Source organism: Streptomyces sp. NPDC003077, from assembly GCF_040611095.1.
GTDB lineage: Bacteria > Actinomycetota > Actinomycetes > Streptomycetales > Streptomycetaceae > Streptomyces.
Map to the genome: position 1 here is coordinate 108409 of NZ_JBEXNM010000021.1, position 13870 is coordinate 122278.

5 protein-coding genes, 1 tRNA gene and 1 rRNA gene are annotated in these 13870 nt (G+C 71.1%); 1 reads left to right on the top strand and 6 read right to left on the bottom strand.

Annotated elements, in window-relative coordinates; all coding sequences use genetic code 11:
• Positions 1–111: 111 nt before the first annotated feature.
• The 3 genes from ABZX96_RS16920 to ABZX96_RS16930 all read right to left on the bottom strand — a co-directional run bounded on the left by ABZX96_RS16920 (position 112) and on the right by ABZX96_RS16930 (position 9584).
• The gene (locus ABZX96_RS16920; protein ID WP_355544687.1) at positions 112–2946 is read right to left on the bottom strand and encodes a DNA translocase FtsK; all 2835 of its coding nucleotides are present in this window, start codon (positions 2944–2946) and stop codon (positions 112–114) included.
• Between the two features lie 193 nt (positions 2947–3139).
• Complete coding sequence (locus tag ABZX96_RS16925) at positions 3140–3802, bottom strand: response regulator (protein ID WP_355544690.1); 663 nt, start codon at positions 3800–3802, stop codon at positions 3140–3142.
• Positions 3803–4055: 253 nt separating this feature from the next.
• Positions 4056–9584, bottom strand: coding sequence for a HAMP domain-containing protein (locus ABZX96_RS16930; protein WP_355544693.1), 5529 nt, complete (start codon positions 9582–9584; stop codon positions 4056–4058).
• 260 nt (positions 9585–9844) lie between these two features.
• Between ABZX96_RS16930 and ABZX96_RS16935 the strand changes: the two genes are divergently transcribed.
• Complete coding sequence (locus ABZX96_RS16935) at positions 9845–12520, top strand: SpoIIE family protein phosphatase (RefSeq protein ID WP_355544722.1); 2676 nt, start codon at positions 9845–9847, stop codon at positions 12518–12520.
• A gap of 109 nt (positions 12521–12629) precedes the next feature.
• Here ABZX96_RS16935 and ABZX96_RS16940 read toward each other — a convergent pair.
• The 3 genes from ABZX96_RS16940 to rrf form a co-directional block, all read right to left on the bottom strand.
• Positions 12630–12705 (bottom strand) — tRNA-Thr (locus ABZX96_RS16940).
• A 118-nt stretch (positions 12706–12823) separates the two neighbouring features.
• The gene (locus tag ABZX96_RS16945; RefSeq protein WP_355544696.1) at positions 12824–13513 is read right to left on the bottom strand and encodes a DegT/DnrJ/EryC1/StrS family aminotransferase; all 690 of its coding nucleotides are present in this window, start codon (positions 13511–13513) and stop codon (positions 12824–12826) included.
• A 119-nt stretch (positions 13514–13632) separates the two neighbouring features.
• Positions 13633–13749: ribosomal RNA gene (gene rrf, locus ABZX96_RS16950) — 5S ribosomal RNA — on the bottom strand.
• Between the last annotated feature and the right edge of the window lie 121 nt (positions 13750–13870).

Here is a 13870-nt window from a genome sequence, read left to right on the forward strand (position 1 = left end):
GAGCCAACGATGGAGCACTGTGGTACCGCCTCCCCCAACTTGACGTGTCTGGTGGAGAAACGGTTGCTTTCGATCCCCCGGGAGTGGCCGCGGGACCGTTTTCCCGAACGGCTAGACGGGCGCCTCCCCACGGATCAAGGCCAGTACGCCGTCGAGTTCGTCCGGTTTCACCAGGACGTCCCGGGCCTTGGACCCCTCGCTCGGGCCGACGATGTTCCGCGACTCCATCAGGTCCATCAGCCGGCCCGCCTTGGCGAACCCCACGCGCAGCTTGCGCTGGAGCATGGACGTGGACCCGAACTGGGTGGAGACCACCAGCTCGGCCGCCTGGCACAGCAGATCGAGATCGTCCCCGATGTCCTCGTCGATCTCCTTCTTCCGCTCCGTGCCGACCATGACGTCCTCACGGAAGACCGGCGCCATCTGCTCCTTGCAGTGCCGGACGACCGCCTGGACCTCTTCCTCCTGGACGAACGCGCCCTGCATGCGGACCGGCTTGTTCGCGCCCATCGGCAGGAACAGGCTGTCGCCCTTGCCGATGAGCTTCTCGGCGCCCGGCTGGTCGAGGATGACCCGGCTGTCGGCCAGCGAGGAGGTCGCGAACGCCAGCCGCGACGGCACGTTGGCCTTGATCAGACCCGTGACGACGTCCACCGAGGGCCGCTGCGTGGCGAGCACCAGGTGGATGCCGGCGGCCCGGGCGAGCTGGGTGATCCGGACGATCGAGTCCTCGACGTCCCGGGGCGCGACCATCATCAGGTCCGCCAGCTCGTCCACGATCACCAGCAGGTACGGGTACGGCGCCAGCTCGCGCTCGCTCCCCGGCGGCGGCTGCACCTTGCCGGACCGCACCGCCGCGTTGAAGTCGTCGATGTGCCGGAACCCGTACGCCGCCAGGTCGTCGTAGCGCAGGTCCATCTCCCGCACCACCCACTGGAGCGCCTCGGCCGCCTTCTTGGGGTTGGTGATGATCGGCGTGATGAGGTGCGGGATCCCCTCATAGGCCGTCAGCTCCACGCGCTTGGGGTCCACCAGCACCATCCGCACCTCGTCCGGCGTGGCACGCGCCATGACGGAGGTGATCAGGCAGTTGATGCAGGAGGACTTGCCGGAGCCGGTGGCACCGGCGACCAGGATGTGCGGCATCTTGGCCAGGTTCGCCGAGACGTAGCCGCCCTCGACGTCCTTGCCCAGCGCGACGAGCATCGGGTGGTCGTCCCCGACCGCCTCCGCCGAGCGCAGCACGTCCCCGAGGTTGACCATCTCGCGGTCGCTGTTGGGGATCTCGATCCCGACCGCGGACTTGCCGGGGATCGGACTTATGATGCGGACGTCCGGACTGGCCACCGCGTAGGCGATGTTCTTGGCCAGGGCGGTGATCTTCTCCACCTTGACCGCCGGTCCGAGCTCCACCTCATAGCGGGTGACCGTCGGGCCGCGGGTGAAACCCGTCACCGCCGCATCGACCTTGAACTCCTTGAAGACGTTCGTCAGCGAGGCCACCACGGCGTCGTTCGCGGCGCTGCGCGTCTTGCCCGGGCCGCCGCGCGCGAGCAGGTCCAGGGAGGGCAGCGCGTAGGTGATGTCGTTGGAGAGCAGGAGCTGCTCGGCGCGGGCCGGGAGCTCCCCGGCGGGCTCGGGCGCGGGCTTGGTGAAGTCCGGCACCGGGAGCGTGCGCTCCGGCGCCGGCTCCTCCGTCCGCGCGTCCGGCACCGTCTCGGCCGCGCGCGCGGGCTCGGCGCGCCGCGCCTCCTTGCGCCGCCCCCGGGCGGGCCGCTCCGCCTCCCCGTCCGCGTCGCCGTCCGCCGCCCGCGTGTGCTCCGCCGGCCGCTCCGCGGAGACCGAGCTGCTCAGGTCGGCGACCAGCGGCGAGGGCTGCACGCCGTGCAGCACCGCGCCGTCCAGCGCGGCGGCGGCAGCGGCGGCCACGTCCACCGCGTCCATGGGCCGGTCGGCGCCGGGCTGGACCGGCGTGCGGCGCGGGCGGCGGCGCCGCGCCGGCGCCTCCTCCACCGCGTCCGGTCCGCCGTACGCGTCCGGATCCACCTGCCGGGTGCGCCGCCCCGGGCGCTCCCGCCATTCGTCGGCGAACTCCGCGGCCTCCCCGGCCGCGGGCTCCGGCTCGTGGACCTCCAGGATGCCCAGCCGGGCGCCGAGCAGCCGCAGCCGCTGCGGGATGGCGTTGACGGGCGTGGCGGTGACGACCAGCAGCCCGAAGACGGTGAGCAGCGCCAGCAGCGCCACGGCCAGCGTCTGGCCGACCGTGAAGATCAGGGGTTTGGACGCGACCCAGCCGAGATACCCGCCGGCGTCCTTTATGGCCTCTATGCCGTCGCCCCGGCCCGGCGAGCCGCAGGCGATGGCAACCTGCCCCAGGACGCCCAGGACCAGCGCGGACAGGCCGATGATGATCCGCCCGTTGGCCTCGGGCCGCTCCGGATGCCGGATGAAGCGCACCGCCATGCCGCCGAGCAGCACCGGGACCACCAGGTCCAGCCGCCCGAAGGCGCCCGTCACCAGCAGCTCGACCAGATCCCCGACCGGCCCGCTGAGGTCGGACCAGGTGCCCGCCGCGACGACCAGCGCGAGGCCGAGCAGCGCCAGCGCCAGGCCGTCCTTGCGGTGGGCCGGATCCAGGTTCCGCGCGCCGCGCCCGAACCCGCGCAGCAGCGCGCCGACGCCGTGCGCCAGCCCGAGCCAGCAGGCCCGGACCAGGTGGTAGACGCCGCCGGTCGCGGACGGCGCGGGCTTGGGCGCCGGCTTCCGGGCGGCGGGCTTCCTCGCCGGCGCCTTCTTGGCCGGGGCGCTCTTCTTCGCGGGTGCTTTCCCGGCGGGCGGCTTCTTCCTCGCGACGGCCTTCTTGGCGGCGCCTCCGGACTGCCCGGCGCGCGGCTTCGAGGGTCCCGCCGTGCTCGGAGAACCCTTGCCGGACGTACGTGAGGCCATGGTGACGAGATTACAGGCGACTGCTGACAGAGACACGAGTGCTCAGGCCCAGCGGCCTCGTCGTGTCGTACGCCTGTCTGGTGAGGGGGCGTCACCCGCCCGGCAGGCCCTGAGGGGGTGTCACCTGCCGGGCGCGCCGCACCCCTCGCGCGGCTGATCCCGCGTCAGCGCGGCACGGAAGCCGGGCGGACCGCTACGCGGCGCCGTCGTCCGACGCCCCCGGCTCCAGCGCGTCCAGCGCCCGCCGCAGCCCGCTGAGCTTGCGCTCCAGGTGTGCGGCCGTCGCGACGGCCGCCGCGTCTGCGGACTCGTCGAGCTGCTTGGTCAGCGCCTCGGCCTGCTCCTCCACGGCGGCCAGCCGCGCGGACAGCTCGGCCAGCAGCCCCACCGGCTCGCCGGCCTCGGCGCCGTCCGGCCGGCCGCCCTCCAGCTGGAGGCGCAGCAGCGCGGCCTGCTCCCGCAGTTGGCAGTTCTTCATGTACAGCTCGACGAAGACCGACACCTTGGCGCGCAGCACCCACGGGTCGAAGGGCTTGGAGATGTAGTCCACCGCGCCCGCCGCGTAGCCGCGGAAGGTGTGGTGCGGACCGTGGTTGATGGCGGTGAGGAAGATGATCGGGATGTCGCGCGTGCGCTCCCGCCGCTTGATGTGCGCGGCCGTCTCGAAGCCGTCCATCCCCGGCATCTGCACGTCGAGCAGAATCACCGCGAAATCGTCGGTGAGCAGCGCTTTGAGCGCCTCCTCCCCGGACGATGCCCGCACCAGTGTCTGATCGAGCGCCGAGAGGATCGCCTCCAGCGCCAGCAGATTCTCCGGCCGGTCATCGACCAGGAGGATCTTGGCCTTCTGCACCATGGCCCGTCCTCCTCGCCCCGGCAATGCGCCGGACGCCGCCCCAGAGGACGACTCCGTCATGCCGCCCGTCCTTGTGCCGGTCATCGTAGCCGCACCCCGCCTGTCGCCACACCCTGTCACCGCGATGTCACTGTGCACGTAGCACAAACGCGGTGGGGGACCAGAAGGTTCCCCGAATACCGCTTTCCCACACACACCCGGCCACACCGAGTGAGCGTCCGGGCCCGCCGGGTGGTCCCGGCGGGCCCCCTCGTCACCGCGTCCGCATCCATTGCTCCATCACCGTGAGCAGATGGTCGGTGTCCACCGGTTTGGTCACGTAGTCCGAGGCCCCGGACTCGATGCTCTTCTCCCGGTCGCCCTTCATCGCCTTGGCCGTCAGGGCGATGATGGGCAGCCCGGCGAACTGGGGCATCCGCCGGATCGCGGCAGTCGTCGCATAACCGTCCATTTCCGGCATCATGATGTCCATCAGGACGAGCACCACGTCGTCGTGCTGCTCCAGGACCTCGATGCCCTCCCGGCCGTTCTCCGCGTACAGCACCGACAGTCCGTGCTGCTCCAGCACGCTGGTCAGCGCGAAGACGTTGCGGATGTCGTCGTCGACGATCAGCACCTTCTCACCGCGGAACCCGCCGTCGAAGCCGCCGGACCGGGAGGAACCGGACGCCCCCGAGGACGGCGCCTCCTGGCCGTTGCCCATCCAGGGCTCCTCACTGGCCGCCGGGGGATGCGGCACCGCCGAGACCGGGCCGGGCCGCTGCGTCAGTTCGGGCCGCCGGGCGGGCGGCGACACGCTCCGCCGGCGCCGCCGGCCCAGGCTCGCCACGCCTGCGTGCGCCCGCCCCTCGTCCCGCGACGGCTCGCCCTCCGCCGGCTGCTGCCCGAGTTCCGCGTCGCGCGCCTCCGCGTCCATGGCCAGCCCGCCCGCGACCAGTTGCGGGTACCCCTGCGGGGGCAGTCCGCCCGGGTTGTGCGGCAGGTAGAGCGTGAAGGTCGAGCCGCGCCCCGGCTCGCTGGCGGCGTGGATCTCGCCGCCGAGCAGCCGGGCGATCTCCCGGCTGATGGACAGGCCGAGCCCGGTGCCGCCGTACTTGCGGCTGGTCGTGCCGTCCGCCTGCTTGAACGCCTCGAAGATGACCCGCATCTTGCTGGCCGCGATGCCGATGCCGGTGTCGGTCACCGAGAAGGCGATCATGTCGGCGTCCGGGTCGCGCAGCGAGCCGTGCTCCAGCAGGTGTTCGCGGATGGCCGCCGGCACGTCGTCGCCGGCCGGCCGGATGACCAGTTCGACGGCGCCGCTGTCGGTGAACTTCACCGCGTTCGCCAGCAGGTTGCGCAGCACCTGGAGGAGGCGCTGCTCGTCGGTGTGCAGCGTCGCGGGCAGCTCCGGGGAGACCCGGACGGAGAAGTCCAGGCCCTTCTCGGCGGTCAGCGGCCGGAACGTGGCCTCGACGTAGTCCACCAGCTGCACCAGGGCGATCCGGGTCGGGCTGACGTCCATCTTGCCCGCCTCGACCTTGGACAGGTCCAGGATGTCGTTGATCAGCTGGAGGAGGTCGGAGCCCGCCCCGTGGATGGTCTCGGCGAACTCGACCTGCTTGGGCGAGAGGTTGCCCTCCGCGTTGTCGGCCAGCAGCTTCGCCAGGATCAGCAGGGAGTTCAGCGGCGTGCGCAGCTCGTGCGACATGTTCGCCAGGAACTCCGACTTGTAGCGCATCGAGACCGCGAGCTGCCCGGCGCGCTCCTCCAGGACCTGCCGCGCCTCCTCGATCTCGGTGTTCTTCACCTCGATGTCGCGGTTCTGCTGCCGCAGTTGCTTGGCCTTCTCCTCCAGTTCGGTGTTGGACAGCTCCAGCGCCTTCTGACGGCTTTCCAGCTCGGCGGACCGCTCCTTGAGCTGCTTGGTCAGCTCCTGCGACTGCTTGAGCAGCACCTCGGTGGTCTGGTTGACCGAGATGGTGTTCACACTGGTCGCGATCATCTCGGCGATCTGGCTGAGGAAGTCCTTCTGGATCTGCGTGAACGGCTGGAAGGAGGCCAGCTCGATCACGCCGAGGACCTTGTCCTCGAACAGGACCGGCAGCACGATCAGGTTCGCCGGCGGCGCCTCCCCGAGCCCCGAGGAGATCTTCAGGTACCCGGTGGGGACGTTCTCCACCAGGATCGTGCGCTTCTCCTGGGCGGCCGTTCCGATCAGGCCCTCCCCCGGCCCGAAGGACGTCGGCATCGATCCGGTCGAATAGCCGTACCCGCCGGTCAGCCGCAGCTCGTAGTCGCCCGACTCGTCGCCGTCGGCCACGATGTCCTGCGTGCTGTTGGGGTGCACGGCCAGGAAGAAGGCGCCGTGCTGCGCCGAGACCGCCGGGGACAGTTCGGACATGATGAGCTTGGCCACGTCCTTCAGGTCGCGGCGGCCCTGCATCAGGTTGGAGATCCGGGCCAGGTTGCCCTTGAGCCAGTCCTGCTCCTCGTTGGCGAGGGTGGTCTCCCGGAGCGTGGCGATCATCGTGTTGATGTTGTCCTGGAGCTCCAGGATCTCGCCCGCCGCGTCCACGTCGATCTTCACGTTGTGGTCGCCGAGCGTCACCGCGGCGGCCACCGCGGCGATGGCGCGGACCTGGCGGGTCAGGTTGCCCGCCATCTCGTTCACCGATTCGGTCAGGTCCTTCCACGTCCCGGCCACGCCGCGCACCTGCGCCTGCCCGCCGAGCTGACCTTCCGTACCGACCTCGCGCGCCACCCGCGTGACCTGCTCCGCGAACGAGGAGAGCTGGTCCACCATCGTGTTGATGGTCGTCTTCAGCTCCAGGATCTCGCCCCGGGCGTCGATGTCGATCTTCTTGGTGAGGTCGCCCTTGGCGATGGCCGTGGTGACCATGGCGATGTTGCGGACCTGGCCGGTGAGGTTGTTGGCCATCGAGTTCACGGACTCGGTGAGGTCCTTCCACGTCCCGGCCACGCCGGGCACCCGGGCCTGGCCGCCCAGGATGCCGTCCGTGCCCACCTCGCGCGCCACCCGCGTGACCTCGTCGGCGAACGAGGACAGCGTGGTGACCATGGTGTTCACCGAGTCGGCGAGCTGCGCGACCTCGCCGCGCGCCTCCACCGTGACCTTCTTGGTCAGGTCGCCGTTGGCGACCGCCGCGGACACCTGGGAGATGTTGCGCACCTGAATGGTCAGATTGTTCGCCATCAGGTTGACGTTGTCGCTGAGGTCCTTCCAGATGCCGGTGACCCCCGGCACCCGGGCCTGCCCGCCGAGCTGCCCCTCGGTGCCGACCTCGCGTGCCACCCGCGTGACCTGCTCGGCGAAGGAGGAGAGCTGGTCGACCATCGTGTTGACGGTCGTGACGAGTTCGAGGATCTCGCCCTTCGCGTCCACGGTGATCTTCTTGGACAGGTCGCCGCGCGCCACGGCCGTGGTGACCTCGGCGATGTTGCGGACCTGCGACGTCAGGTTGTTCGCCATGAAGTTGACGGACTGTGTGAGGTCCTTCCACGTCCCGCTGACGCCCTGCACCTCCGCCTGGCCGCCGAGGATGCCCTCGGTGCCGACCTCGCGCGCCACCCGCGTGACCTGCTCCGCGAACGAGGAGAGCTGGTCCACCATCGTGTTGAGGGTGTTCTTCAGCTCCAGGATCTCGCCGCGCGCGTCCACGTCGATCTTCTGCGACAGGTCACCGCGCGCCACCGCCGTCGCGACCTGCGCGATGTTGCGCACCTGGGCGGTGAGGTTGCCCGCCATGCCGTTGACGGAGTCCGTCAGATCGCGCCACACACCCGCGACGCCCGGGACCTGCGCCTGACCGCCGAGCCGGCCGTCCGTGCCGACCTCGCGGGCGACCCGGGTGACCTGCTCGGCGAACGCGGAGAGCTGGTCGACCATCGTGTTGATGGTGTTCTTCAGCTCCAGGATCTCGCCCCGGGCGTCCACGTCGATCTTCTGCGACAGGTCGCCGCGCGCCACCGCCGTGGTGACCTGCGCGATCTGGCGGACCTGCGACGTCAGGTTCCCCGCCATGAAGTTGACGGAGTCCGTCAGCTCCTTCCAGGTGCCGCTGACGCCGTCCACCCGGGCCTGACCGCCGAGCCGCCCCTCCGTCCCGACGTCCCGCGCCATCCGCGTGACCTGGTCCGCGAAGGACGACAGCTGGTCGACCATCCGGTTGACGGTCTCCTTGAGCTGGAGCATCTCGCCGGAGACATCGACGGTGACCTTCTGGGACAGGTCGCCGTTCGCCACCGCCGTCGTCACCTGCGCGATGTTGCGGACCTGCCCGGTGAGGTTGCGGAACGCGGTGTTCACCGAATCGGTGAGGTCCTTCCACGTCCCCGCCGCACCCGGCACCGCCGCCTGACCGCCGAGCTCGCCCTCGACCCCGATCTCGCGTGCGACGCGCGTCACTTCGGCGCCGAACGCGGAGAGCTGGTCGACCATCGTGTTGACGGTGTTCTTCAGCTCCAGCATCTCCCCGGCCACGTCGACCGTGACCTTCTGGGACAGGTCGCCGTTCGCCACCGCCGTCGTCACCTGCGCGATGTCCCGCACCTGGGCGGTGAGGTTGCGGAACGCGGTGTTCACCGAATCGGTGAGGTCCTTCCACGTCCCCGCCGCGCCCGGCACCTGCGCCTGGCCACCGAGCTGCCCCTCGGCCCCGACCTCGCTGGCCACCCGCGTGACCTCGTCCGCGAAGGTGCGCAGCGTCTCAGTCATCGTGTTGATCGTTTCGGCCAGTTGCGCGACCTCGCCGCGCGCGCTGACCGTGACCTTCTGGGACAGGTCGCCGTTGGCCACCGCCGTCGTCACCTGCGCGATGCCGCGCACCTGGGCGGTGAGGTTGCCCGCCATCAGGTTCACCGAATCGGTCAGGTCCTTCCAGACCCCGGCCACACCCGGAACCTGCGCCTGACCGCCCAGCTCGCCTTCCGTCCCCACCTCACGGGCGACACGCGTCACCTCGGAGGCGAACGAGGAGAGCTGGTCCACCATCGTGTTGACGGTGTTCTTCAGCTCCAGCATCTCCCCGGCCACGTGCACCGTGACCTTGCGGGACAGGTCTCCCTTGGCCACCGCCGTCGTCACCAGGGCGATGTCCCGCACCTGAGCGGTGAGCCGGGACGCCATCGTGTTGACGGACTCGGTCAGGTCCTTCCAGGACCCGGACATGCCGCGCACCCGCGCCTGCCCGCCGAGCTTGCCCTCCGTGCCGACCTCGCTGGCGACCCGCGTCACCTCGTCCGCGAAGGCCGAGAGCTGGTCCACCAGTCCGTTGACGGTGCGCCCGACCTTCAGGAACTCGCCGCGCAGCGGATGCGCCGGCGACCCGTCCGTACCGCGCGAGCGCAGGTCCATCCGCTGGTCGAGGTCGCCCTCGGACACCGCCGAGAGCACCCGTCCCACCTCGGAGACGGGCCGTACGAGGTCGTCCACCAGGGCGTTGGACGCGTCGATCGCCGCCGCCCACGAGCCCTCGCAGGCGCCGGCCGCGAGCCGTTCCGTGAGTTTTCCCTCACGGCCCACGACCCGGCGCACCCGCGCCAGCTCTCCCGTCAGATGCAGATTGCGGTCCGCCACCTCGTTGAAGACGGCCGCGATCTCCGACATCACGCCCTCGCCGGAGACCGTGAGCCGCTTGCGGAAATTCCCGTCGCGCATCGCGACCAGAGCGACCAACAGCCGGTTCAGCGCAGCCGTATCCACTTCGGTCGTCCCGTTGCTCCGGGAACGTCCGCCTTTCGCGCGCGTGCTCACGCCCCGCGCCGCCGCGCCAGACTCCACCGTGTCCCTCCCGCAGGGTCGACCGTTCTCACCGGGCCTTCTCTATGAGCTTGCCCAGTGTTTCACCGTGGCCCAACCAGGCCATAACAGTTCGGCAGCATCGCATACCGTCCGCGACGCGACGGGACGGCCGACTGGCGCGACCGGCATCCGCGAGCGCGGCGAAGGTAAGTAACCTGGCAGACGGCCGTCCACCCATCCCGGCCACCCAGCACGGGCAGCGGGCGAGCACAACAGCTATCCGGAGGGGCGCCGCGATGATGGTGGAGCAGATCACCGACACATGTTTGAGGAGACCAGTGATCACCGCGCGCGCCGCCGCCAGCTTCGAGCCGGTCGGGCGCTCGGTCGCCGCGGCCCGCGCCTTCGTCCGCGACGCCCTCCAGGGCTGGGGTTACGGCGACATCATCGACGACGCGGTCGTGCTGACCAGCGAACTGGTCACCAACGCCGTGGTGCACGCCGGCACCGCCGCCGACGTCCTGTGCCTGCGCACGGAGAACGGCGTCCGCATCGAGGTCGCCGACCGCTACCCAGAACGCGAGGTCCCCCTCCAGGGCACCGCCCGCACCATCGCCCACCCCGACCGCGAGGGCGGGCGCGGGCTGCTGCTGTGCGGCGCGCTGGCCAGCCGCTGGGGCGTGGAGTACACCGCCGCTCGCAAACACGTCTGGTTCCAGCTCGACCTGCCCGACCGGCCCGCCGGCACCCGCTCGGCGGGCCCCGCGCTGCCCGTCGACGCGCTGCCCGCCGCGGACAGCCGGGTGCGGGTGGCCGTCGTCCAGGTCGACCGCGGCGGCTGCGTCAGCCACTGGAACGAGGACGCCGAGGACCTCTTCGGGTACGGCCCCGAGCAGGTCGCCGGCAAGCCGCTCACCGACTTCGCCGCCTGGCCGCACACCCCCGGCACCGGCACCGGCATCGCCGAGGCGCTGCTGCTCTCCCGCTGGGAGGGCTCCTACGGGATGCGCGGCGCGGACGGCCGCGTCGTCCCCGTCTACGCCTCCCACCTGCGCGTCCGCGACTCCGACGGCGAGCCCTCCACGGTCTGCCTGCTGGTGCGGGACCACGAGCGCGCCGTCCTGCAGAGCCCGCAGCGCGCCCCCGCCCCCGACACCGCCCAGCGGCCCGAGGGCCGGGTCCCCACCGACCCGTTCGAGGTCTTCATCGGCTCCCCCGCCCCCGACGACCTCGACGGACTCCTCCAGCGCACCGTCGAACGCGCCCGCGACATGCTCGACGGCGACGCCGCCTACCTCCTCCTGGCCACCGACGACGAGACCGAACTGGAGGTACGGGCCTCCACCGGCCTGCCCTCCGCCCGCCAGCGGTTCGCCCGCGTCCCCGTCGAGGCGGGTTCCGGACGCTACGGCTCGGCCCGGATGCCGGTCGTGCACGACGACCTCACGGCGGTCCCGGGCGCGGTGCCGCTGCTGGGCGGGACGGGCATGCGGTCGGTGGTCACCGTCCCGCTGAAGGTCGAGGGACGGCTCACCGGCTCGCTCGGCGTCGCCGCCGAGGCCCCCGGCCGGTACACGAACGAGGAGGCGCTGCGACTCCAGTTCGCCGCCGACCGGATCGCCCTGGCCGTCGAACGCGCCCGGCTCACCGAGCTCGAACGGCTCCGCCGCGGCTCCCTGTCCTTCCTCGTCGAAGCCTCCGACCTGCTGGCCGGCACGTTGGACCGGGACCAGACGCTGGCCCTGATGGCGCAGATGACGGTGCCCACCCTCGCCACCTGGTGCGCGGTGTACACCGTGGCCGACCCGGCGTCCGACCCGGAGCTGTCCTACGTCCTGCACGAGGACGAGGACCGCATCGACGGCCTGAAGACCCTGCTCGGCAAGGTCCCCCCGCCGGAACCGGTGCCCACCCCGGGCGCCCGCGTGTGGGCCACCCCGTCCGAGGCCGCCCACAACGCGGCCCTGCGCACGTCGCTGCGCAGCCTGGGCCTCGGCGACGCGGCCTACCCCGCCCCGGGCCCCGGCGCCAGCCTCGCCACCGCCTCCGCGGTCGGCGGGGAGACGGTGGTCCTGCCGCTGGTGGCGCGCAACCGCGTCATCGGCATGCTCACGCTCGGCAAGCCCGCCGAGGAGCGCTTCCGCCAGGAGATCCTGGAACTGGCCGAGGACCTCTCCCGCCGGGCGGCCCTGGCGCTGGACAACGCCCGGCTGTATTCGGAACGCACCGCCATCAGCCAGTCCCTCCAGCGCAGCCTGCTCCCCCCGGAGCTGCCCGAGGTGCCCGGCGTCGAGGTCGACGTCATCTACCGGGCCGCCGGCGAGGGCAACGAGGTCGGCGGCGACTTCTACGACCTCTTCCCGATCCGGGACGGCGCGTACGGCTTCGCCATCGGCGACGTCTGCGGGACGGGCCCGGAGGCCGCCGCGGTCACCGGCCTGGCCCGGCACGCGCTGCGGCTGCTGGCCCGCGAGGGGTTCGGCGGCCCCGCCGTCCTCGAACGGCTGAACGCCGCCATCCTCGACGAGGGCGCGCGCAGCCGCTTCCTCACCCTGCTCTACGGCGAACTGTGGCCGCAGGAGGACGGCAGCGCCGTGCTCAAGGTCGTCTGCGCCGGTCACCCGCTGCCACTGCGGCTGCGCCAGGACGGGACGGTCCTGCCGGCCGCCGAGCCCCAGCCGCTGCTCGGCGTCATGGAGGACCTGGAGCTGTACGAGCAGACGGTCACCCTCGACCCGGGCGACGTGCTGCTGTGCGTCACCGACGGCGTCACCGAGCGCCGCGAGGGCACCCGGATGCTCGGCGACGACGGCCTCGCCGAGGTGCTCACCACGTGCACCGGCCTGACCGCGGGCGCGGTGGCCGCCCGCATCCTGCGGGCCGTGGAGCGGTTCGCCGCCGAACCCGCCTCCGACGACATGGCCATCCTCGCCATGCGCGTCCCCGAAATCCCGCACCCCGCGGAATCCCTCTGACCGCCGGGCGGGGGATCACAATCCCCCGCCCTCACCTCCCGCGTCAAAAGCACGAACGGAACCGGCAAAGGGAAAGGCCCCCACCATTCGGTGGGGGCCTTTCCCTTACTGGAGCCCCAATACGGAATCGAACCGTAGACCTTCTCCTTACCATGGAGACGCTCTGCCGACTGAGCTATTGGGGCCTGTCGACGGAATTAATCATACATGCTGTGAGGCATGCTCCCGACCACCTCGACATGGGCCGCGCCCAGGCGGTGCCGGATTGCGGCCAGAGGGCGCAGATTGCGGCGGCCTCGAATGTCAGAGAGCGGGCTGCAGCAGACCGCCGAGCGCATTGCAAAGACTCGCCATTCGGGCGAGCTCTCGCCGCGACCACCCCGCGGGGAGCGACAGCGCGAGCGTCTCGTCCACCGCGCGCTCGGTCCTCGGCAGCCACAGCTCTCCGCGCAGCCCCGGCAGCCGGTACAACGGCACGCGCACCGGCACCCGGCAGGCCACGCCCCGCGCCCGCAGCGCCCGCGCGAACGCGTCCCGGTCCGGGCGCCCGTTGCCCGGCACCCGCACCACGTACTGCCGGTACGTGTGGCCGGGCACCGCCGCGGGCGGCACCACGCCACTGAGCCGCGCGTTCAGGTACGCGGCCTGCATCCGCCGCCGCTCCGGCCAGGCCGGCCCCTCGTCCGGATCGGTCTCCGGGTCGTCCTTCTCGACGAGCAGCAGCTCGTGCCGCTCGGCGACCGCGCGGAGCCGCGCCAGGTCCGCCGGGTGGCCGAAGCGGTGGACGGCGACGACCGCGGTGGTCCGCGGTGTCACCGCGGCCGCCACGGCCTCCGGGTCCAGACAGAGGCTTTCCGCCTCCACATCGGCGAAGACCGGCACCGCACCGGCCTGGACGACGGCTTCCGCCACCCCCGGATTGCCGAACGCCGGGACGACGACCTCGTCGCCCTCGCGTATACCGGCCTCCCCGAACACTCCCAGTGTCCCCATACGACGGATCATCACCATGTCAGATGAACGGGGAGTGACGTGCCCCACACCAGCCGGCGAATACAAAAAAGCTCCGGTTCCCGGACCGAGGTCCAGAAACCGGAGCTTCTTCAAAAATTGTTCGGCGGCGTCCTACTCTCCCACAAAGTCCCCTCTGCAGTACCATCGGCGCTGAAAGGCTTAGCTTCCGGGTTCGAAATGTAACCGGGCGTTTCCCTAACGCTATAACCACCGAAACACTATGAAATTAACACACCCAACCAATAGCGGGTCGTAACTTCAGAACCAACACAGTGAACGCGAGCAACTGAGGACAAGCCCTCGGCCTATTAGTACCAGTCAACTCCACCCGTTACC